We start from the raw sequence: 20,232 nt of genomic DNA on the forward strand, positions 1-20,232 counted from the left end.
GGGGGGGTCCCCCCCCGGCGCCGCCCCCCCACCCCGGCATTCCTCAGGCAGAAGGGAGGAGAAACGCATGAGCACGATCCTCGAGATGCGCGACATCACGAAGGAGTTCCCCGGCGTCAAGGCGCTGCAGGACGTGACGATCGAAGTCGAGCGGGGCCAGGTGCACGCCATCTGCGGCGAGAACGGCGCCGGCAAGTCCACGCTCATGAAGGTGCTCTCGGGCGTGTACCCGCACGGCACCTACACCGGTGACATCGTCTTCGAGGACGAGGTGGCGCAGTTCCGCGACATCCGCGACTCCGAGGACCACGGCATCGTCATCATCCATCAGGAGCTCGCATTGAGCCCGTACCTCTCGATCGCCGAGAACATCTTCCTCGGCAACGAACGGGCACGGCACGGCCTGATCGACTGGCGCGCCACCAACCTGGAGGCGCAGAAGCTGCTCGCACGGGTCGGACTGGGCGATGACCCGTCCACGCCCGTGAACGAGATCGGCGTCGGCAAGCAGCAGCTCGTCGAGATCGCCAAGGCGCTGTCGAAGGAGGTCAAGCTCCTCATCCTCGACGAGCCGACCGCGGCGCTCAACGACGACGACTCCGCGCACCTACTCGACCTGATCCGGCACCTGAAGGGCCAGGGGATCACGTCGATCATCATCAGCCACAAGCTCAACGAGATCAAGGACATCGCGGACAAGGTCACCATCATCCGCGACGGCCGCACGATCGAGACGCTCGACCTCCTCAGCGAGGACGTCAGCGAGGATCGCATCATCAAGGGCATGGTGGGGCGCGACCTCGCGCACCGCTACCCCGACCGCTCGGTCGACCTCGGCGAAGAGGTCTTCCGGATCGAGGACTGGTGGGTGCATCATCCCGCCGACCCGAGCCGCACCGTCATCCACGGCGCGAACCTGAACGTGCGCGCCGGCGAGGTCGTCGGCATCGCAGGGCTCATGGGCGCCGGGCGGACCGAGCTGGGCATGAGCGTCTTCGGCCGCAGCTACGGGACGAACATCACCGGTCGCGTCTTCGTGCGCGGGCAGGAGGTGAACACGCGGACCGTGTCGGCCGCGATCGCCGCCGGCATCGCCTATGCCACCGAGGACCGCAAGCAGTACGGGCTCAACCTGATCGAGGACATCAAGAGGAACATCTCCGTCGCCGCCCTCGGCAAGATCGCCAGGGGCGGCTGGGTGAACGGCCGCGAAGAGGTGGTCGTCGCCGAGGGGTACCGCAAGAGCATGAACATCAAGGCGCCCTCGGTGTCATCGGTGGTCGGCAAGCTCTCCGGCGGCAACCAGCAGAAGGTCGTGCTGTCCAAGTGGCTCTTCGCCGATCCCGAGGTGCTCATCCTCGACGAGCCGACCCGCGGCATCGACGTCGGAGCGAAGTACGAGATCTACTCGCTGATCAACAGGCTGGCGGCGCAGGGCAAGGGCGTGATCGTGATCTCGTCCGAGCTTCCCGAGCTGCTGGGCATCTGCGATCGCATCTACGCGCTCTCCGAGGGGCGCATCACCGGGGAGGTCGACATCGCGGATGCCACTCCCGAGACCCTCATGCAGTACATGACCAAGGAGAAGGAAGCCGACCATGTCCACCCGTAGCGAGACCGCACCCCGGACGAACGAGGTGCTCTCCCAGCTGACCTCGCGGATGCGTCAGATCGGCATCTTCCTGGCGCTGATCGCCATCGTCGTGTTCTTCCAGGTCGTCACCGGCGGCAAGCTGCTCACCGCGGGCAACGTCGCCAACATCATCGTCCAGAACAGCTACATCCTGATCCTCGCGATCGGCATGGTGATGATCATCATCGCCGGGCACATCGACCTGTCGGTGGGCTCGGTCGCCGCGTTCGTCGGCGCCATGTCGGGTGTGATGGTCGTGCACTGGGGCTGGCCGTGGTGGCTCGGCATCATCGCCTCGCTGCTCGTGGGAGCCCTGGTGGGCGCCTGGCAGGGCTTCTGGGTCGCGGTGGTCGGCATCCCCGCGTTCATCGTCACCCTGGCCGGCATGCTGCTGTTCCGGGGCCTGACGCAGATGGTGCTCGGCAACACCCAGATCACTCCGTTCCCGAGCGAGTACCGTCTGCTCGGCGGCGGATACCTGTTCCCGCAGCTGTTCCCCGCCTCCACCTCGCCGGTGGAGTGGATCACCTTCGGACTGGGCGTCGTGACCCTCGTGCTGTTCGTCGGCTACGAGCTCGGCGAGCGGTCGAAGCAGGCGAAGATGGGGCTGGAGACCGAGGCGCGCACCTGGTTCCTGGTGCGCCTGATCGGCGGCGTCGCCCTGATCGCGTACCTCACCTACCTGCTCGGCATGGCCGACGGATCGCGCGGCACCCCGGTGGTGCTGATCGTGCTGGCCGTGCTGATCGTCGGCTACACCCTGGTGATGAGCCGCACCGTGTTCGGTCGCCACATCTACGCCATCGGCGGCAACCGGCACGCGGCCGACCTGTCCGGCATCAAGTCGCGCCGGATCGACTTCTGGCTGTTCGTGAACATGGGCGTGCTGTCGGCCCTGGCCGGTCTCGTCTTCACCGGCCGCCTGAACTCCGCCGGTCCGGGCGCGGGCAACCTGTTCGAGCTGGATGCGATCGCCGCGGCCTTCATCGGCGGCGCGGCCGTGCAGGGCGGCGTCGGCCGCATCGTCGGCGCGATCACCGGTGGTCTGATCATGGGCGTGCTGAACAACGGCATGTCGCTGATGGGCGTCGGCACCGACTCCCAGCAGTTCATCAAGGGCATGGTGCTGCTGCTGGCCGTGGCCTTCGACGTCTGGAACAAGCGCCGCCAGCGCGCCTGACGCGCGGGTGCAGCTCAGGGGCCCGGTGGATCGTGTTCGCGATCCGCCGGGCCCCTCCACGTCGGCGGCCGGCTCAGGCGGGGCGTGCGGATGCCGGCCGCGACGACGCCCGCACCACGAGCGTGGGCTCCAGCACCGTCCTCGACGCAGCTCGGCTCGGGTCGGCGATGCGCTCCAGCACGGATTCCAGTGCCACGCGGCCGGTCTCCTCGAACGGCTGCCGCACCGTGGTCAGCTGCAGCGCCTCGGCCAGCTCGCCGTCGTCGTAGCCGGTCACGGTCGTGTCCGCGAGCTCCGGGGTCCCCGAGACCGCCTTCAGCACGGCGGCGGCCAGCCGGTCATGATTCGCCACGAACGCCGTCACGCCCTTCGCCGCCGCCGAGCGCAGGGCATCCGCCTCGACACTGTCGGGCCCGGCGGATGCCACCGGCAGCAGCTGCAGCTGCTCGGCCATCCCGTCCGCGCGCAGCATCCCGGCCGACACATATCCCTGCGAACGCTGCACCTCGTGCACGAACGCCACCCGGCGGTGTCCCAGTTCGCGCAGGTGGGCGCCGAGCATCCGCCCGCCTGCGAGGTCGTCGACGAGCACCGACGACGCCCCTGATCGCGTCGGTCTCACGATGTCGACGAAGGCCAGGGGCAGGCGGGCGGCGCGACTGGCGCGCAGGGCCGCGCCGCCGAGCGGCACGCCCATCATGATCAGCCCGGCGACATCCGCCCGCGCGGGCAGCGACTCCAGCAGGGGCGCCGTGGCGCTCGCGGCGGAGTCGAGGTCGTAGGGCACGAGGTCGACGGCGGCGGAGCGCGCGCGGCGCAGCATGCCAGCCAGCCGTCGCAGGTAGGTCGGGTAGCTGGTGTAGGGCGCGGCGACCGCGATCCGGGACACGCCGGATCGCCCGTCTGAGGTCATCCGGTATCCGAGCGCGGCCGCCGCGGCGACGATGCGCTCCCGCGTCTCGGCGCGCACCCGGTGCGGCGTGTTCACCGCGAGCGACACGGTCGAGATGCTGACGCCGGCGCGCTCGGCGACGTCGTAGATGGTGGCCTTGGCGGGTGTCTGACTCATGCGCGGGCTCCGGTTCATCGAAGTGCTTCGATCCCGGACAATCGTTGCACAGCACCAGAGAGGATGCCCGATGTCATTCACGAAGAAGGACTTCCACCGCCCGCAGCTCGACTCCGCGGTCGCCGCCTTCGAGGCGCGCATCGCGCCGCTCCTGGCCCGCGAGCCCCGCTCGGCAGCCGGTCGCCGCAGGGTGGCGCAGGAGAACGACGACCGCCTGTCGGCGGAGCTGGGCATCACGCCGCGCCCCACGGCGAGCGCCGACCACGTGGTCGCGGTGTCGGGGCATCCGGATGTGCGGGTGCGCGTGTACTGGCCGGATGAATCCCCGGCGGAGGCGGGCCGCGACCTCCCCGCGATGCTCTACTTCTACGGCGGCGGCTTCACCATCGCCGGCATCGACTGGGTCTCGTGGGATGCCCGGTTCCGCGATCGCGCGCACGACTCGGGGACGGTCATCGTCGCCGTCGACTACTCGCACGCGCCCGAGGTGCGCTTCCCGGCTCAGCCAGAGCAGGGCTGGGCGGCACTGGAATGGCTGTTCGCGCACGCGGCGGAGCTCGGCATCGATGCGGATCGCATCGCGATCGGCGGCGCCTCGTCCGGCGGCAACATCGCCGCGGCCGTCACGATCATGAACCGCGAGCGCAGCGGGCATCCGATCCGCCTCCAGCTGCTGGAGAATCCCGCCCTCGACCTGACGATGGGCCACGCCGACATGCGCGGGATCTCGCCCGGGATGCCCGGCGTGATCGTGCGCAGGGTGGGGCGGATGCTGGTGCGGCAGTACGTGGGTCGCGGCCGGCGGACCGCTCGCGACCCGCACGTCTCGCCGCTGCTGGCCGCATCGCACACCGGTCTTCCGCCCGCCTGGATCTGCACGTGCGAGCTGGATCCGCTGCGGGGAGACGGAGAGGCCTATGCCCGCGCGCTGTCCGCGGCGGGCGTGCCGGTCACCGCCGTGCGCTTCATCGGCCAGACGCACACCTCGCTGGGCGCGACCGGCCACGTGCAGGCCGCCGACAGCGCGCATCGCGCGATCGTCGCCGAACTGCGGGCGCTGCACGGCGCGCCGGTCATGACCACGGCCGAGACCCCGGTCGGGAGCTGACCATATGGAGGCGCAGGAAACGGCCCCGGCGGCGCTCGCCCCCGAGATCCGCGCCTGGGCACAGCGCGTCGAGGAGGTGGCGGCCGGACTGCCGGTCTCGGATGCCGCGGACGGCTTCGCTCCTCGCCGCCTCGCCGCACGGATGCTGAGCGACGCGCTTGCGCAGGAGTTCACGCTGCCCGTCCCGGAAGGGGTGAGCATCCGCGATCTTGCCCTGGCCGGCGGTGACGAAGGCGTGCTGCGAGCACGCTGGTTCCGGAGCGCGAGTGCCCGCGGTCCCCAGCCGACCATGCTCTGGTGCCACGGCGGAGGCTTCTTCGGCGGCACCATCGACGAGATCCTGAACGATCGCACCTCGGCTGCGCTCGCCCTGGCGTCCGGTGTGCAGATCTTCTCCCTCGAGTACCGCCTCGCCCCCGAGCATCCGTTCCCGGCTCCCGTCGACGACGCCGTCGAGGCGCTGCGCGACCTGCGGGCGCGCTGCATCGAGCTCGAGGTGGCACCCGATCGCCTGGGCATCGGCGGCAACTCCGCCGGTGCCACCATCGCCGCCACCGCCGCACGCCGGCTGTGCGCGGAAGGCGAGCAGGTGCACCATCAGGCGCTCGAGGTGCTGCCCGCCGCCCTGCATCCGTACGGCGACTCGGCGACCCGGTACGGGCGGGGCTTCGGCCTCGACGATGTGGCGGACCTCGCCGACGTCTACCGCGGCGGCGCGCCACTGACCGAGGCGTCCCCCTTGGACGCACCCGATCTGAGCGGACTGCCGCCCGCGCTGCTGCTCGTGGCGGAGTTCGACCCGCTGCGCGACAGCGCGCTCGCCTACGCCGACCGGCTGCGCGAGGTCGATGTGCCGACGACGGTGCATCTGGGAGCCGGTCATGTGCACGGCTCCCCCGGCCTCACCGCCCGCTGGCAGGGAGCACGCGACTGGCAGCACGCCTTCGCCACCGAGCTCGCCCTGGCCTACCGCGCCTGAACCCGACCCACCCGCATGTGAAAGGACGATGATGTCTTCCACCTCCACCGCCTCCGCGCTCTCGCCGGACCGCGAGGTCCCCGGCTCCCCTCAGCCCAGGGTCTTCATCCCGCTGTTCGTGCTGAGCTGGTTCGGCACCAACCTCGCCCTCAGCACCATCGGCGGAGCCGCGATCCCCAAGGCGTTCGCGTTCCTGGACGACTCGACCAAGGAGATCAACCTCTCGATCGCGACGCTGATCGGCGGCGTCGTGGTCATGATCGTCACCCCGCTGTTCGGCCGGCTGAGCGACCGCACCCGCTCACGCCTCGGCATCCGGCGTCCCTGGATCCTCGGCGGAGCGATCGCCGGGCTCGTCGGTGCGATCGTGCTCGGCTTCGCGCAGTCGCTCTGGCCGATCGCCCTCGGCTGGGCGATCGTGCAGATCGGCTTCGGGGCGACCAACGCCGCCGTGCACGCCCTACTCGCGGATCAGATCCCGGCGCGCATCCGGGCCCGCGTCTCCGGGATCGCGAGCGCGTCCGCCAGCATCGGCCTGATCCTGGGCACGCAGATCATCGCCGCGCTGCCCAACGACGAGCAGTGGCTGTGGTTCGTCGTGCCCGGCGCGATCGGAGCGGTGCTGTCGGCGCTCCTGTTCCTCGGGCTGGATGACATCGTGCGCGTCGAGCCCCGGCCGGCGTGGAGCTGGCGGGACGTGCTGTCGACGTACTGGCTGAGCCCTCGCCGGCATCCGGACTTCTTCTGGGCGTGGACCTGCAGGCTGCTGGTGACGATGTCGGTGTTCTCGGTGGCCACCTACCTGCTGTTCTTCATCATCGACCGGCTCGGCATCCCCAAGGAGACGGCCTCCGGTGTGCAGGCGCTGGCGCTGCTCGTGTTCACCGTCGGCGGGCTGATCACCAACATCCTCTTCGGCTGGATCTCCGACCGCACCGGCAGGCGGAAGCCGGTGATCTGGATCTCGTGCGCGTTCTCGGCCGCAGGGCTGCTGCTCGCGATGTTCGCGCCGGGCATCCCGATGTTCCTCGCCGCGATCGCACTGGTGGGTGCGGCCCAGGGCGCGTACGTCTCGGTCGACATCGCCCTGATGACCGAGGTGCTCCCCCATTTCCGGGATGCCGGGAAGGATCTGGGCATCGTCGCGCTGTCGTACCAGGTGCCGCAGTTCCTGGTGCCGATGCTGGCCATCCCGCTGCTGGCCATCGGCGGCGGCGGCCCGAACTACACCGCGCTGTTCGCCGCGGCCATCGTCTTCGGGGTGCTCGGCGGGCTCGCCGTGCTGCCGATCCGCTCCGTGCGCTGACAGGCTCCGTGCGCTGACAGGGTCCGTGCGCTGAGCCGCGGGCGGGATCCCACGGCCGAGACGAGACGAGCGCTGCCGCTGAGATTCACGCGGCAGCGCTCCCGGGATGTCGGCCCGATCGTCGACCCTCTCCGCACGGCTCGTGACCGTCATCTGAGCGCCTGCCGATCCGCACTCGTGATGCTGACCGGTCGTTTGACACATTGATCTCAGCACACAGCGGTCTGCACGCACCATAGGATCGATTCCGATTGATCGATCCGACCGATCAGACGGGCCGACAGGAAGCAGTGGTGATCGATATGGCCGACCTCGACGACACCGACCGGCGCATCCTCGCGGTGCTCGACTCCGACCCGAGGCGCCCGGTCGCCCTGATCGCGCAGGATCTGAGTCTCGCCAGGGGCACCGTGCATGCGCGGCTGGCTCGGCTGGAGTCGAGCGGATGGCTGCGCCCGAACAGCTCCCGCGTGCTGCCTTCGGCGCTCGGCCGCGGCGTCTCGGCGTCGATCCAGGTGGAGCTCGACCAGCACCAGATCGGTGCCGCGATCGACGCGCTCAGTCGCATCCCCGAGGTGCTGGAGTGCTTCGCCCCCGCGGGCGACACCGACCTGCTGCTGCGCGTGGTCGCCACCGACCCGGACGACCTCTACCGCGTCGCCGAGGTGGTGCGGCTGTGCCCCGGCATCCTGCGCACCTCGACGAGTCTGTTCCTGCGCCAGGTCATCCCGTACCGTGTCAGCGAGCTGCTGAAGGCTCCCCTGCCCTGAGCCCGTCCGGGCGGGGGCGCGCTCAGCCGATGATCTGGGCGCCGGGCACCGGACCGTGCACATGCAGCGCCTCGCGGCCGGTGGCCTTCAGCTCGTCCTGCACGGCGCGCGCCGCTTCGGGGCCCCCGCACAGGAACGCCGTGGTCGGACCGGAACCGGAGACGATGCCGGTGAGCGCGCCCATCCGCACCCCGTCGGCGAGTGTCAGCTCGAGGTCAGGGCGCCCCACGACGGCCGCGGCCTCGAGGTCGTTCATCATCACCGGCGCGAGCTCGGTGGCGTCTCCGGCCCGCAGTGCCTGCAGCACCGCGACGGGCACCTCGAGCAGCTCGGTGGGATCGTCGGCGAGCGCCTCGCCGTGCATGCGCAGCTCGTCGAGCCTGCCGTACACCTCGGGGGTGGACAGGCCCGTGTCGCTGAGCACGAGCACCCAGTCGAACCGTCCTCGCGCCAGCGCAGGCGTCAGCACGTCACCGCGTCCGGTCCCGACCGCCGTGCCGCCGTGCAGCGCGAAGGGCACGTCGGCGCCGAGCCGGGCGGCCAGCTCGTGCAGCCCGCGGGGACCGAGCTCGGTGCCCCACAGGGCGTCGCAGGCCACCAGCGCGGCCGCGGCGTCCGCTGAGCCGCCACCCATGCCACCCGCGACGGGGACGCCCTTGCGGATGTCGAGATGCACGCCCTGCGTCACGCCGGCCGTCTGCGCGAGCAGCTTGGCCGCGCGCAGCGCGAGATTTCGGTCGTCCAGCGGCACCCCGGATATGTCGACGTCGCCGACGACAGCGATCGAGAAGTCGTCGGATGCCGAGGCGTACACGTCCTCGTACAGCGACACCGCTTGGAAGACCGTCGCCAGAGCGTGGTAGCCGTCGTCATGACGTGGGCCCACGCCCAGGTAGACGTTGATCTTCCCCGGCGCGCGCACATGCACGGCATCCGGGTTGCGGGCGAAGCTCACGTCACAGATCCGACGAGATCGACCAGAGGTTGACGTCGATGCCGTGCGCCAGGGCGTCGATGGCGGTGAGCTCCTCGTCGGTGAAGGCCGGGCCGTCCACGGCCGCGATGTTCTCGTCCAGCTGCTCCGGGCGCGAGGCGCCGATGAGCGCCGACACGACCACGGGATCGCGCAGAGTCCACTGCAGCGCCATCTGCGCGAGGCTCTGACCGCGCTCCGCGGCGATGTCGTTGAGGCCGCGCAGCACCGCGATCCCCTCGTCGGAGAGCGGCCGATCCGGCAGCGAGCCGCGCTTCTGCGCCCGCTCGGCCGTGCCGTCGGCGAGGTACTTGCCGGTCAGCAGGCCCTGCGCGAGCGGGGTGAACGCGATGGCGCCGACCCCCTGCGCGCGCAGCGTGTCCGTCAGCCCGTCCTCCACCCAGCGGTTCAGGATCGAGTACGACGGCTGGTGGATCACGAGCGGCGTGCCCAGGTCGCGCGCGACGGCTAGGGCCGCCTCCGTGCGCTCCGCGCTGTACGAGGAGATGCCGACGTAGAGCGCCTTGCCCTGACGAACCAGGGTGTCCAGCGCGCCGATCGTCTCCTCGACGGGCGTGACCGCGTCGACGCGGTGCGAGTAGAAGATGTCGACGTAGTCGAGCCCCATGCGGGTGAGCGACTGCCCCGCGCTGGCGAGGATGTACTTGCGGCTGCCCAGATCGCCGTACGGCCCAGGCCACATGTCGTAGCCGGCCTTCGACGAGATGATCAGCTCGTCGCGGTAGGGCTTGAGGTCCTCGGCGAAGATGCGGCCGAAGTTCTTCTCGGCCGAGCCGTACGGCGGGCCGTAGTTGTTCGCCAGGTCGAAGTGCGTGATGCCGCTGTCGAAGGCGTGCCGCAGCAGGGCCCGCTGGGCATCCATCGGGATGTTGTCACCGAAGTTCCACCACAGGCCGAGCGAGATCGGCGGCAGGTACAGGCCGGAGGAGCCGACCTGGCGGTACTCGAATCGCTGATAGCGATCGGATGCCGCGGTGTACGGCCGGTGCAGCTCGGGAACGTCGGGACGGAAGCGGGGATCGGTCACCCAGCCAGGCTAGCCGTCCTGCCGGACGCGCGCGATCCGGTGGTAATCATCGACCGTGAGGTCCTCTCCGCGAGCGGTCGGCGCGACCCCGGCGGCCTCCAGCACCGCGGATGCCTCCGCCGAGCTGCCGAAGATGCCGGACAGCGCCTGGCGGAGCATCTTGCGACGCTGGTTGAACGCGGCATCCACGATCTCGAAGGTGCGCCGGCGCTCGATCTCGTCCCCCCGCGGCTCGGGGTCGCGGTGGAAGCCCACCAGCAGGCTGTCCACATTCGGCACGGGCCAGAACACCTGACGAGACACGTTCCCGGTCAGCCGCCACGGGCCGTACCAGGCCGCCTTCACGCTGGGCGCACCGTAAATCTTCGAGCCGGGCTTGGCAGCGAGCCGCTCGGCGACCTCGGCCTGCACCATGACCACGCCGCGCTGCAGGTGCGGGAAGGTCTCCAGGAAGTGCAGCAGCACCGGCACGGAGACGTTGTACGGGAGGTTCGCGACCAGCACGGTCGGGTCGCCGGGCAGCTCGGTGACGCGCATCGCGTCGGCATCGACCACCGTCAGCGCGCCATCGGGCACGCCCCGCTCGGCGGCGGTCTGCGGCAGGCGCTCGGCCAGCCGGTGATCGATCTCCACGGCGGTCACGGATGCCCCGGTCTCGAGGATCGCGAGGGTCAGCGATCCGAGTCCGGGTCCGATCTCCACGACCCGCTCCCCCGCCTGGACATCGGCGGCCTGCACGATCTTGCGCACGGTGTTGGCATCGACCACGAAGTTCTGCCCGAGCTTCTTGGTGGGGGTCACATCGAGTTCGGCGGCGAGGCGGCGGATCTCGGTGGCGCCGAGCAGGGAGACGGTCATGGGTCCATTCTCGCGTATGTCCGAACCCGCCCCTAGGATCGAGCGGGTGACCGCACTCGGAGAGCTCATCGCGCCGCGCCGGCTCGGCCGGGACTTCCGCTGGCTGATGTCGGCCGCGTGGACGAGCAACATTGGCGACGGCATCGCCCTCGCCGCCTCTCCGCTGCTGATCGCCTCGATGACGTCGTCCCCGGTGCTGGTCGCCTCCGGCGCCATGCTGCAGTTCCTGCCCTGGCTGCTGTTCGGTCTGCACGCCGGCGCGATCGCGGATCGCGTGGAGCGGCGGATGCTGGTCATGCTCGCCCACGGCATCCGCGCCGTGATCGTGCTGGCGCTGGTGGCCTTCCTGGTGACGGGCACCGCGAACATCGCCATCGTGCTGGCGGTGTCGTTCCTGTACGGCACGGCGGAGGTCTTCGCCGACACCAGCACGAGCACGCTGCTGCCGATGATGGTGAAGCCCGCCGACCTGGGGATCGGCAACGCCCGTCTGCAGGCGGGCTTCCTCGTGGCGAACCAGCTTGCCGGACCACCCCTGGGCGCCTTCCTGTTCGCGGTGGGCCACTTCTGGCCGTTCCTGGTGCAGGTGCTGGCGGTGTCGGCGGCCCTGGTGCTGGTGGGGCGGATCGCCCGGCAGCCGGTGCCTCCGCGCTCATCGGCGGGCACGGACCCGTCAGGCGGCTCAGAGCCCCGGAAGTCGCACGTCGGGCACGACATCGCGGAGGGTGTGGGCTGGGCGTGGCGCAACAAGCCCGTGCGCACGCTGATCATCATCATCCTGGCGTTCAACGTCACCTGGGCGGCGCCCTGGGGCATCCTGGTCCTCTACGCGACCGAGCACCTGAGGATGGGTCCGGTCGGCTTCGGTGCACTGACCACGGCATCCGCTCTGGGCGGGCTCGCGGCCACGCTCAGCTTCGGGTGGCTGGAGCGGCACGTGTCCTTCGCCACCCTGATGAAGATCTGCCTGTCGCTCGAGGTGCTGATGCACCTGGCCTTCGCGCTGACCACGAACGGGGTCGTGGCGCTCGGGATCATGTTCGGGTTCGGCGCCTACGCGTTCGTCTGGGGCACGATCTCCACGACCGTGCGCCAGCGGCTGGTGCCGCACGAGCTGCAGGGCCGGGTCGGGTCGGTCAACATGGTGGGCGTGTTCGGCGGCATGGTCATCGGGCAGGCCGTCGGCGGTCTGATCGCGCAGGCGTGGGGTCTGACCGCGCCGTGGTGGTTCGCGTTCGGCGGTGCGGCGCTCACGCTCCTGCTGATGTGGCGGCAGATCTCGCACATCGCCGCGGCGAAGCCCGTGCTGGAGGACGCACCGGCCGACGAGTCACCGGCCGGAGACACTGCTCAGTAGCGCGCCAGGCGGGCATCCAGCCCGTTGCGCACCGCCGGCCACTCGTGCGGCAGGATCGAGTACGCCACCGTGTCGCGCAGCGAGCCGTCCGGAAGGATCCGGTGATTGCGCAGCACGCCGTCGAGCTTCGCGCCGAGGCGCTCGATGGCCGCCCGCGATTGCCGGTTGTGGAAGTGCGTCATCAGCGACACGGCGATCGCATCGCAGCGCTCGAAGGCGTGCGCGAGCATGAGTCGCTTCATCGCCGGGTTGACCTCGGTGCCGTGCGCCTGCGCGCCGATCCACGTGTAGCCGATCTCCACGCGACGGTTCGGCTGATCGATGCTGCAGAACGTGGTCATGCCGATCACCTCGCCGCTGCCGAGGCGGCGGACGGCGAACGGATTCATGCTGCCCGCCTCCCGCGCGGCCAGGCGACGGTCGATCTCGGCGGGCACGCCCTCGGCGGTCGGGACCGACGTGTACCAGGCGTGCGTCAGGGTCGCCGCGGCGCGGCCGAGCTCCTCGGCGTGCTCGTGGCTGAGCGGCTCGAGCCGCACATGGTCGTCTTCGAGCGTGATCTCGTCGAGGAAGAGCATGAGTGCCGCTTTCAGTCGAAGGAGCCGTACACCGCGAGCGTGTTCGCCGCGATCTGCGCGCAGAGCTCGTCGAGGTCCATGTCCAGCTCGGCCGCCATGAACCGCATGGTCACGGGAACGAGGTACGGCGCGTTGGGACGTCCGCGCAGCGGCACCGGCGTCAGGAAGGGCGCGTCCGTCTCCACCAGGATGCGATCCAGCGGCGTCACGTGCAGCGCGTCGCGCAGATTCTGCGCGTTCTTGAAGGTGATGTTGCCCGCGAAGGAGAGCCAGTATCCGGCATCCGCCGCCGTCCTGGCCATCGCCTCGTCGCCCGAGAAGCAGTGGAACACGGTGCGCTCCGGCGCCCCGACGCGGGCGAGGGTCTCCAGCACATCGTCGTGCGCGTCGCGGTCGTGGATCTGCATGGCGATGCCGTGCTTCTTCGCCAGCGCGATGTGAGCCTCGAAGGACTCGTGCTGCGCGGGGCGGCCCGGCTCGTCCGTGCGGAAGTAGTCCAGCCCGGTCTCGCCGATCGCCCGGGTGCGCGGGTGCGCGGCGAGCTCGTCGATCACCGCGATCGCCTCATCGAGGCGCCCGTCCTGCTGGTAGGTCGGCGCGTCGTTCGGGTGGATCGCCACGGCCGCGAGCACACGGGGATCGGATGCCGCGGCATCCACCGCCCACCGCGAGGACTCGATGTCGCCGGAGGCCTGCACGACGCCGGCGATGCCGACGGCGCCCGCCCGGTCCAGCTGCTCGCGCAGCGAGAGCGGTTCGACGCCGTCGGTGATCTCCAGGTGGCAGTGGTTGTCGTACACCGGGACCGTGAGCGGCTCCGGTGCCGCCGGGTAGCTCAGGTCCTTGCGCCCCTTCGTGGAGCGCTCGCGCACGTAGGTGTCGGCCATACTTCGTCTCCTCGCTGCGCTCGTCGCTCAGCAGCCGGAAGGGTCTCGATCGGACTAAGCAGTCTGCTCCACGCGCGGGAACAGCGGGGCGAGCGCCGACACGGTGGTGCCCGGCTTCAGCGCACCCCAGGCACCGGCCTCGCGGATCGGCTGCGCGGCCAGCGCACCCAGCGAGGCCTCGACGCCCAGCGCCTCCCACAGCTTGCCGGTCGACTGCGGCATGACCGGCGAGAGCAGCACGGCGAGCGCCCGCAGCCCCTCGGCGCAGGTGTACAGCACGGTGCCAAGGCGCGCACGCTGAGCCTCGTCGCGCGCCAGCGCCCACGGCTCGTTCTCCGTGATGTAGCCGTTCAGCGCGTCCACGATCGTCCAGATCGAATGGATCGCCTCGTCGATGCGGAAGTGGCCGATCGCGGCATCCGCCTTCGACGCGGCATCCGCGACCGTCTTCTGGATCGCGAGGTCGGCGTCGGTGTAGTCGGATGCCTCGGGGACGACGCCCTCGAAGTACTTCTCGATCATCGCGATCGTGCGCGATGCGAGGTTGCCGAAGCCGTTCGCGAGCTCCGCCTGGTAGCGGGCCGACAGGTCCTCCCAGGAGAACGAGCCGTCCTGGCCGAACGCGATCGCCGAGAGGAAGTAGAAGCGGTAGGCGTCCGAGCCGAACACGTCGGTGATCTCGGTGGGCGCGATGCCGGTGAGCTTGGACTTCGACATCTTCTCGCCGCCGACCAGCAGCCAGCCGTGCGCGAAGACGCCCTTGGGCACCTCGAGCCCCGCCGCCATCAGCAGCGCGGGCCAGATCACCGCGTGGAAGCGCAGGATGTCCTTGCCGACCACGTGATACGCGGGCCAGCGGCGGTCGAACGTCGACTCGTCGGAGCCGTAGCCGACGGCGGTGACGTAGTTGAGCAGGGCGTCGACCCACACGTAGATGACGTGCGACTCGTCCCAGGGAAGCGGAATGCCCCAGTCGAAGGTGGAGCGCGAGATGGACAGGTCCTTCAGCCCCGGGCTGACGAACGAGACGACCTCGTTGCGCGCCGAGTCGGGGCGCACGAAGTCGGGCTCGGTCTTGTAGAGCTCGAGCAGGCGGTCCTGGAACTCGCTGAGCTTGAAGAAGTAGTTCTTCTCCTGCAGCAGCTCGAGCGGCTTGGAGTGGATCGCGCAGACCTTCAGTCCCTCGAAGGGACCGGTGCCATCGACGATCTCGGACTCGGGCTTGAACTCCTCACAGCCCACGCAGTACAGCGCCTCGTACTCGCCGGCGTAGATGTAGCCCGCGTCGTACAGCTTCTGGAAGAACACCTGCACGTTCTTCTCGTGCCGCTCCTGGGTGGTGCGGATGAAGTCGTCGTTGGCCACGTCGAGGGTCTTCAGCAGCGGGAACCAGCTCTCGCCGACCAGCTTGTCGACCCACTCCTGCGGGGTGACGTTGTTCGCCGCGGCGGCACGGAGCATCTTCTGCCCGTGCTCGTCGGTGCCGGTCAGCATCCAGGTGTCGTCCCCGGCCTGGCGGTGCCAGCGCGCAAGAGTGTCCACGGCGACGGACGTGTAGCCGTGGCCGATGTGCGGCACGTCGCTGGGGTAGTAGATCGGCGTGGTGATGTAGAAAGACTCGCCTGCAGGCATGGGATCGATTCTAGGCGGGAAGCGGGGAGCGGTTTGTCGCATGACCACGACCCTCTGTGAGTCGGGGCGCGGACTGGACGCGGGCAGGAGGACGTTCCCTGCGCTCGCAGAACGGGTGCCCCTCCCGCTTCGCGGGTCCCTCCCCGATGCTCGCTCCGGGAACGTCTTCCTGCCCTATTCGAGGGAATGGACGCGCTTGCGGGGCTGCCCTCAGCGGCCGAGCGGGTGAAGAGGTGTGCGCTTCGCGCGGAAAAGTGCGCTTCGCGCGGACGGATGGTGACGATTCGGCCGCGTCTGGTGCACATCTCCGCGCGAAGCGCACAGCGGTGGGATGCTGTGGAGTATGGTTACCGAGGAGCGCACGGCGCTGTGGCCGTGGGGGCTGCTGGTGATCGTCGCGCCGCTCGTAGCGTTCCTGTCGATCGGGATGCAGACCGGTTACTGCATGGACGCGGCACCGGGCTCAGGTGCGGAGAGCCACTGCGTGACCGAGCCGGTGCTCGGACCGGGCGTGATCATCGTCCTCGTGCTCTGCGGGCTGCTCACGGCGATCGCGATCTACCGCATCGTCCGCATCGCCATCGAGCGACGCGGCTGATCGGCACATCAGAGCACAACTCCACCACGGTCGCCGTCGAACCCGACTGCGTCGAGCGCGGCATGCACGGCCTGGGCGCCGAGCACTGAGGTCACTGGCGGCATCCCCGGCAGCACGATGCGCATGAGCAGCGGTCCCGTCAGCAGATCGGCGATCCACTCGGCATCCGCACCGGCCCTGATCTCGCCCCGCGCGACAGCGCGAGCGAGGATGACGTGCGTGAACGCCCGACGGGGTGCGAGGTACGCGGACACGAACGGCTCGGCCGACTCCGGGTGCGCCCCGGCGTGAGCAGCCCAGCCGACGAGCCCGCGTGCCACAGGCGGATCCGAGAACAGCGCGACCTGTCGCCGCTGCACCTCGACGAGGTCTCCGATGAGCGTGCCGGTGTCGATGTCGGCATCCAGCCCGTGCCGGGCCTCCAGCAGACGCGGCACCAGATCGGCCAGATCACGGAACCGGCGATAGAAAGCCGGCTTGTTCGTGCCTGCCCTTCGGACGACCTGATCGACGGTCACGGCCGCGTATCCGTGGTCAGTGACGAGCTCGGCGAACGCGTCGATGATCGCATCGTCGATCCCGCTCTTGCGCGGTCGTCCGGGATTGGTCATTATGTTACTAATCGTAACGTAATCGGGAGGCGAGATGTACAAGGCGATCGTGCGGGCCAAGGTGCGCGCTGTCTTCGACAGCATCAATCAAGGCGACTACCGCGTCATGGTCGATGGGCTCGCACCGGAGTTCGTCTACGAGTTCCACGGCGAACACGCTCTCGGCGGGCGTCGCACGACGCGCGCGGCGATGCTCCGGTGGTGGGAGCGGACTCTGCGGCTGCTGCCCGATGCGAGTTTCGACGTTCAGGAGGTACTGGTCAACGGCGGCCCCTGGCGCACCCGGATCGCCGTGCGCTCCTTCATCTCCGGCGACCTGCCCGACGGTGAGCACTACCGGAACACGGTGTTCCAGTTCATGACGCTCCACTGGGGCAGGGTGACCGAGGTCGAGACCGTGGAGGACCTGCAGGTGCTGGAGCGGGCGCTCGCCGCCGTCGCGGCATCCGGTGTCGACGAGGCGATGGCGTCGCCGATCACGGATTAGAGCCGGACCGCGGTCACGGCGCCGTGCGGGCGGGTGCTGGCTTCGCCGGGCATGCGGCCGCGCCGCTCGGTGGCGAGCACGGCGAAACCCGCATCGACCAGCAGCTCGGTCAGCGCCTCGGCGCTCCAGAAGTACGCGGTCGTGACGGCGTGCGGGAAGGGCTCGCGCGGGACGCCGTCGAAGAAGCCGATCAGGATGCTGCCACCCGGGGCGAGCACGCGGGCGAACTCGGCGAGGATCGCGGGGAGCTGCTCGGGCGGCGTGTGGATCAGCGAGTACCAGGCGAGGATGCCGCCGAGCGATGCATCCGGGAGCGGGAGCTCCTCGAACGAGCCATGCAGGAACTCGAGGTGCGGATGCCGTGCCCGCGCGTGCGCGATGAACTGATCGGAGAGGTCGATGCCGAGCACCTCGTGCCCGCGATCGTGCAGGAACCGCGTCCACAGGCCCGGTCCGCAGCCGGCGTCGAGGATGCGCCCGGGAACGGCATCCGCCCATCCGCCGATCTCCTCGCGATCCCGCTCTGCGAGCTGATCCACCTCGCCGATGAGCGCGATGTACTCCGCAGCTCTCGCGTCGTACGCCGCGGCGATCGGTGAGTCCGTCACGCGCCGACTGTACCGCTTACCGACGCGTGCACCGGTTGCCTGCGTCGACAAGTGGTGCACTCGTCATCAAGTGGTGCACTCGCCGCACAGTGAGCCAGCGGGACAGAACGTCACGCTCATCGGGCGGCGAGGGCGGCCTGGTAGAGGTCGCGGGAGCTCAGGCCCGTCGCTGCGGCGACCTCGGCGCAGGCGTCCTTGAGTCGGGTGCCGGATGCCACCAGCGCCTGCACCTGAGCGAGGGCGTCCTCAGCCGAGACGGCGACGGGCGACGCGCCGGACACGACCACGACGATCTCGCCCTTCACCCCCTGCTCGGCCCACTCCACGAGCTCGGATGCCGTGCCCCGGCGCACCTCCTCGTAGAGCTTCGTGAGCTCGCGGCAGACCGCGATGCGCCGGTCGGCGCCGAAGGCGGCGCCCATGTCCGCGAGCGAGGAGGCCAGGCGCGACGGGGACTCGAAGAACACCATGGTGCGGGGCTCGGAGGCGAGCGTCGACAGGGTCGAGCGCCGCTCCCCCGGCTTGCGCGGCAGGAAGCCCTCGAACGTGAAGCGGTCGGTGGGGAGACCCGAGATCGCCAGTGCCATCAGCACCGCGCTCGGCCCGGGGATCGCGGTCACCGTCACACCGCGCTCCACGGCAGCGGCCACCAGGCCGTAGCCGGGATCGCTCACGGCGGGCATCCCGGCATCGCTGACCACGACGACGTCCTGCTCCTCCGCGAGCTCGGCGAGCTCGGCGGCCTTGTGCTTCTCGTTGTGGTCGTGCAGGGCGATCAGCCGCGGCCGGTTCTCGATCTTCAGCGCCTGCAGGAGCCGCTGCGTGGTGCGGGTGTCCTCGGCGGCGACGATCTCGGCGTTCTCGAGGACCTCGATCAGGCGCCGGGACGCATCGCCGAGGTTGCCGATCGGGGTCGCCGCCAGGATGATCACCCGATCAGCTTATGCGGGCGCACGGACGGGATTGCCTAGGCTGATCAGGTGACATCGCCCGCATCCCTGCTGCCGCCGCTGGACGATCGTGCGACTCTCTGGGAGCGGCTGCGCGATCGCGCGATGGGGAACCCTTCGACGGCACGGATGCTGGGCTGGCTCACGCCACTGCTGATCACGCTGCTCGCCGGCGTGCTACGGCTGGTGAATCTCGCCCACCCGCACCAGATCATGTTCGACGAGACCTACTACGTCAAGGACGCCTGGTCGCTGTGGAACCTGGGCTACGAGGCGAAGTGGGGTGACGACGCCGACGCGCACCTGCTGACCGGCGACGACTCCGCGATGCAGAGCGCGGGTTCCTTCGTGGTGCACCCGCCGCTGGGCAAGTGGATCATCGCGCTGGGAATCGCCGCGTTCGGTCCTGGTTCCAGCCTGGGCTGGCGACTGACGACCGCGATCCTGGGCACGCTGACCGTGCTGCTGGTCTACCTGATCGCGCTGCTGCTGACCCGGTCGCGCACGGTCGCCGCGATCGCCGGCGGCCTGCTCGCGATCGACGGGCTCGGGATCGTGATGAGCCGCATCGCGCTGCTGGACGGCATCCTCGCCTTCTTCGTGATGCTGGGCGTGCTCTTCGTGCTGCTGGACCGGCGGCGCACGATGCCGCTGCTGGCGATGATCGGCGCCGACCGCGATCCCGACGATCCACCGCTGATGAACGGACCCGTGCTGTGGGCGCGACCGTGGTTGATCGCGGCCGGCGTCGCCTTCGGGGCATCCGCGGCGGTCAAGTGGTCGGGGGTGTACGCGCTGGCCGTGTTCGGCCTGTACGTGGTCGTCACCGATGCGCTCGCGCGACGACGGGCGGGCGTCGCGCTGTGGCCGACGGATGCCGTGTTCCGGCAGGGCCCGGCATCCTTCCTCCTCTCGGTGGGCCCCGCCCTGGCGACCTACCTGGTCTCATGGACGGGGTGGCTGATCACCTCCGGCGGGTACGGCCGGCAGGCGGATGCCGATCCGCTGGTCGCCCTGTGGAAGTACCACGAGGCGATCCTCAAGTTCCACGTCGGGCTGCACAGCCCGCACCCCTACGCGAGCCCGGCCTGGCAGTGGCCGGTCCTGCTGCGGCCGACCGCGATCTGGGTCGGCGACAAGCCCACCGGGTGCGGCACCGACCACTGCATCGCGGTGATCTCCTCCGTGCCGAACCCGCTGATCTGGTACGCGAGCATCGCCGCCGCACTGTACCTGCTCTACCGGTTCGTGCGCGGGCTCATCGACCGGAAGCCCGCCGGGCCCGCCCTGACCCTGCCGCTGGTGGGACTTGTCGCGACCTATGTGCCGTGGCTGCTGGTCGGCAACCGCACGATCTTCCAGTTCTACACGATCGCGATGGTGCCGTTCCTGGTGATCGGGCTCGCGGTCGCGCTGCGGGAGCTCGCAGGCCGGAGGGATGCTCCGCTGCACCGCAGGCAGGCCGGTCAGCGCACGGTCGTCGTGTACCTGTGCGTCGTCGTGCTGGTGTCGGTCTTCTACTACCCGGTGTGGACGGGCATGAGCGTGCCCTACGAGTTCTGGCTCATCCACAACTGGCTTCCGGGCTGGATCTGAGCGC

Annotated in this window: 20 protein-coding genes; 10 read left to right on the forward strand and 10 right to left on the reverse strand. The window is 69.9% G+C overall.

Features of this window, described 5'->3' with window-relative positions; translation table 11 throughout:
• Positions 1-67: 67 nt before the first annotated feature.
• Positions 68-1,612: a multiple monosaccharide ABC transporter ATP-binding protein gene (gene mmsA / locus ACTJJ4_RS14795; protein WP_440944024.1), complete on the forward strand. Its 1,545-nt coding sequence runs from the start codon at positions 68-70 to the stop codon at positions 1,610-1,612.
• The gene (gene mmsB, locus ACTJJ4_RS14800; RefSeq protein ID WP_285636220.1) at positions 1,599-2,813 is read left to right on the forward strand and encodes a multiple monosaccharide ABC transporter permease; all 1,215 of its coding nucleotides are present in this window, start codon (positions 1,599-1,601) and stop codon (positions 2,811-2,813) included. The genes mmsA and mmsB overlap by 14 nt, the downstream gene beginning before the upstream one ends.
• 73 nt (positions 2,814-2,886) lie before the next feature.
• On the opposite strand, the gene ACTJJ4_RS14805 is transcribed toward mmsB, so the two are convergent.
• Positions 2,887-3,882, reverse strand: coding sequence for a LacI family DNA-binding transcriptional regulator (locus tag ACTJJ4_RS14805; protein ID WP_440944025.1), 996 nt, complete (start codon positions 3,880-3,882; stop codon positions 2,887-2,889).
• A gap of 70 nt (positions 3,883-3,952) precedes the next feature.
• Between ACTJJ4_RS14805 and ACTJJ4_RS14810 the strand changes: the two genes are divergently transcribed.
• The 4 genes from ACTJJ4_RS14810 (at position 3,953) to ACTJJ4_RS14825 (ending at position 8,045) form a co-directional block, all read left to right on the forward strand.
• Complete coding sequence (locus ACTJJ4_RS14810) at positions 3,953-4,990, forward strand: alpha/beta hydrolase (RefSeq protein ID WP_440944026.1); 1,038 nt, start codon at positions 3,953-3,955, stop codon at positions 4,988-4,990.
• 4 nt (positions 4,991-4,994) lie between these two features.
• A complete protein-coding gene (locus ACTJJ4_RS14815; RefSeq protein WP_440944027.1) occupies positions 4,995-5,969 on the forward strand; it encodes an alpha/beta hydrolase fold domain-containing protein in 975 nt (324 codons plus the stop codon).
• Between the two features lie 31 nt (positions 5,970-6,000).
• On the forward strand, positions 6,001-7,275 hold the full coding sequence (locus tag ACTJJ4_RS14820; protein WP_440944028.1) for an MFS transporter: 1,275 nt from the start codon (positions 6,001-6,003) through the stop codon (positions 7,273-7,275).
• Between the two features lie 302 nt (positions 7,276-7,577).
• The gene (locus ACTJJ4_RS14825; protein WP_292701220.1) at positions 7,578-8,045 is read left to right on the forward strand and encodes an Lrp/AsnC family transcriptional regulator; all 468 of its coding nucleotides are present in this window, start codon (positions 7,578-7,580) and stop codon (positions 8,043-8,045) included.
• 22 nt (positions 8,046-8,067) lie between these two features.
• Here the strand turns inward: ACTJJ4_RS14825 and ACTJJ4_RS14830 are convergent, their stop codons facing one another.
• Genes ACTJJ4_RS14830 through rsmA form a run of 3 tightly spaced genes read right to left on the reverse strand, consistent with a single transcriptional unit; the run spans position 8,068 to position 10,924 of the window.
• Positions 8,068-9,000 carry a 4-(cytidine 5'-diphospho)-2-C-methyl-D-erythritol kinase gene (locus ACTJJ4_RS14830; RefSeq protein WP_440944029.1) on the reverse strand — a complete coding sequence of 311 codons (933 nt, stop codon included), beginning with the start codon at positions 8,998-9,000 and terminating at the stop codon, positions 8,068-8,070.
• A 1-nt stretch (position 9,001) separates the two neighbouring features.
• Complete coding sequence (gene mgrA / locus ACTJJ4_RS14835) at positions 9,002-10,066, reverse strand: L-glyceraldehyde 3-phosphate reductase (RefSeq protein ID WP_440944030.1); 1,065 nt, start codon at positions 10,064-10,066, stop codon at positions 9,002-9,004.
• Between the two features lie 9 nt (positions 10,067-10,075).
• Positions 10,076-10,924 carry a 16S rRNA (adenine(1518)-N(6)/adenine(1519)-N(6))-dimethyltransferase RsmA gene (gene rsmA, locus ACTJJ4_RS14840; RefSeq protein WP_440944031.1) on the reverse strand — a complete coding sequence of 283 codons (849 nt, stop codon included), beginning with the start codon at positions 10,922-10,924 and terminating at the stop codon, positions 10,076-10,078.
• Positions 10,925-10,970: 46 nt separating this feature from the next.
• On the opposite strand from rsmA, the gene ACTJJ4_RS14845 reads away from it, so the two are divergent.
• Positions 10,971-12,281, forward strand: coding sequence for an MFS transporter (locus tag ACTJJ4_RS14845; protein WP_440944032.1), 1,311 nt, complete (start codon positions 10,971-10,973; stop codon positions 12,279-12,281).
• On the opposite strand, the gene ACTJJ4_RS14850 is transcribed toward ACTJJ4_RS14845, so the two are convergent.
• Genes ACTJJ4_RS14850 through metG form a run of 3 tightly spaced genes read right to left on the reverse strand, consistent with a single transcriptional unit; the run spans position 12,275 to position 15,378 of the window.
• Complete coding sequence (locus ACTJJ4_RS14850; RefSeq protein WP_440944033.1) at positions 12,275-12,859, reverse strand: GNAT family N-acetyltransferase; 585 nt, start codon at positions 12,857-12,859, stop codon at positions 12,275-12,277. The genes ACTJJ4_RS14845 and ACTJJ4_RS14850 overlap by 7 nt on opposite strands.
• Before the next feature lie 11 nt (positions 12,860-12,870).
• The gene (locus ACTJJ4_RS14855; RefSeq protein ID WP_440944034.1) at positions 12,871-13,746 is read right to left on the reverse strand and encodes a TatD family hydrolase; all 876 of its coding nucleotides are present in this window, start codon (positions 13,744-13,746) and stop codon (positions 12,871-12,873) included.
• Between the two features lie 54 nt (positions 13,747-13,800).
• Positions 13,801-15,378, reverse strand: a complete 1,578-nt coding sequence (gene metG, locus ACTJJ4_RS14860; protein WP_440944035.1) for a methionine--tRNA ligase — start codon at positions 15,376-15,378, stop codon at positions 13,801-13,803.
• Positions 15,379-15,721: 343 nt separating this feature from the next.
• On the opposite strand from metG, the gene ACTJJ4_RS14865 reads away from it, so the two are divergent.
• Entirely contained in the window at positions 15,722-15,976 is a 255-nt protein-coding gene (locus ACTJJ4_RS14865) for a hypothetical protein (RefSeq protein WP_440944036.1), read from the forward strand.
• Positions 15,977-15,984: 8 nt separating this feature from the next.
• On the opposite strand, the gene ACTJJ4_RS14870 is transcribed toward ACTJJ4_RS14865, so the two are convergent.
• Entirely contained in the window at positions 15,985-16,587 is a 603-nt protein-coding gene (locus ACTJJ4_RS14870) for a TetR/AcrR family transcriptional regulator (protein ID WP_440944037.1), read from the reverse strand.
• Between the two features lie 34 nt (positions 16,588-16,621).
• Here ACTJJ4_RS14870 and ACTJJ4_RS14875 point away from each other — a divergent pair, with 34 nt between their 5' ends.
• Positions 16,622-17,074: a nuclear transport factor 2 family protein gene (locus ACTJJ4_RS14875; RefSeq protein ID WP_440944038.1), complete on the forward strand. Its 453-nt coding sequence runs from the start codon at positions 16,622-16,624 to the stop codon at positions 17,072-17,074.
• Here the strand turns inward: ACTJJ4_RS14875 and ACTJJ4_RS14880 are convergent.
• Together ACTJJ4_RS14880 and rsmI are read right to left on the reverse strand one after the other, a co-directional pair.
• Positions 17,071-17,682, reverse strand: a complete 612-nt coding sequence (locus ACTJJ4_RS14880; RefSeq protein ID WP_440944039.1) for a class I SAM-dependent methyltransferase — start codon at positions 17,680-17,682, stop codon at positions 17,071-17,073. The genes ACTJJ4_RS14875 and ACTJJ4_RS14880 overlap by 4 nt on opposite strands.
• A gap of 116 nt (positions 17,683-17,798) precedes the next feature.
• Positions 17,799-18,614 (reverse strand): 16S rRNA (cytidine(1402)-2'-O)-methyltransferase, encoded by an 816-nt coding sequence (rsmI, locus tag ACTJJ4_RS14885; protein WP_440944040.1) that lies wholly within the window; start codon positions 18,612-18,614, stop codon positions 17,799-17,801.
• A gap of 48 nt (positions 18,615-18,662) precedes the next feature.
• Between rsmI and ACTJJ4_RS14890 the strand changes: the two genes are divergently transcribed.
• Positions 18,663-20,228 carry a dolichyl-phosphate-mannose--protein mannosyltransferase gene (locus ACTJJ4_RS14890; protein WP_440944041.1) on the forward strand — a complete coding sequence of 522 codons (1,566 nt, stop codon included), beginning with the start codon at positions 18,663-18,665 and terminating at the stop codon, positions 20,226-20,228.
• Positions 20,229-20,232: the final 4 nt, after the last annotated feature.

Origin of the sequence: Microbacterium sp. 22195 (genome assembly GCF_052056515.1) — a bacterium.
Taxonomy (GTDB): domain Bacteria; phylum Actinomycetota; class Actinomycetes; order Actinomycetales; family Microbacteriaceae; genus Microbacterium.

What these genes read in the sequence shown, in the direction of transcription:
- ACTJJ4_RS14805 (WP_440944025.1), bottom strand. Translation starts at nt 3,882, where the DNA reads ATGAGTCAGACACCCGCCAAGGCCACCATCTACGACGTCGCCGAGCGC.
- ACTJJ4_RS14870 (WP_440944037.1), bottom strand. Translation starts at nt 16,587, where the DNA reads ATGACCAATCCCGGACGACCGCGCAAGAGCGGGATCGACGATGCGATC.
- mmsA (WP_440944024.1), top strand. Translation starts at nt 68, where the DNA reads ATGAGCACGATCCTCGAGATGCGCGACATCACGAAGGAGTTCCCCGGC.
- ACTJJ4_RS14855 (WP_440944034.1), bottom strand. Translation starts at nt 13,746, where the DNA reads ATGGCCGACACCTACGTGCGCGAGCGCTCCACGAAGGGGCGCAAGGAC.
- mmsB (WP_285636220.1), top strand. Translation starts at nt 1,599, where the DNA reads ATGTCCACCCGTAGCGAGACCGCACCCCGGACGAACGAGGTGCTCTCC.
- ACTJJ4_RS14875 (WP_440944038.1), top strand. Translation starts at nt 16,622, where the DNA reads ATGTACAAGGCGATCGTGCGGGCCAAGGTGCGCGCTGTCTTCGACAGC.
- ACTJJ4_RS14820 (WP_440944028.1), top strand. Translation starts at nt 6,001, where the DNA reads ATGTCTTCCACCTCCACCGCCTCCGCGCTCTCGCCGGACCGCGAGGTC.
- ACTJJ4_RS14850 (WP_440944033.1), bottom strand. Translation starts at nt 12,859, where the DNA reads ATGCTCTTCCTCGACGAGATCACGCTCGAAGACGACCATGTGCGGCTC.
- ACTJJ4_RS14810 (WP_440944026.1), top strand. Translation starts at nt 3,953, where the DNA reads ATGTCATTCACGAAGAAGGACTTCCACCGCCCGCAGCTCGACTCCGCG.
- metG (WP_440944035.1), bottom strand. Translation starts at nt 15,378, where the DNA reads ATGCCTGCAGGCGAGTCTTTCTACATCACCACGCCGATCTACTACCCC.
- ACTJJ4_RS14825 (WP_292701220.1), top strand. Translation starts at nt 7,578, where the DNA reads ATGGCCGACCTCGACGACACCGACCGGCGCATCCTCGCGGTGCTCGAC.
- ACTJJ4_RS14815 (WP_440944027.1), top strand. Translation starts at nt 4,995, where the DNA reads ATGGAGGCGCAGGAAACGGCCCCGGCGGCGCTCGCCCCCGAGATCCGC.
- ACTJJ4_RS14865 (WP_440944036.1), top strand. Translation starts at nt 15,722, where the DNA reads ATGGTTACCGAGGAGCGCACGGCGCTGTGGCCGTGGGGGCTGCTGGTG.
- rsmA (WP_440944031.1), bottom strand. Translation starts at nt 10,924, where the DNA reads ATGACCGTCTCCCTGCTCGGCGCCACCGAGATCCGCCGCCTCGCCGCC.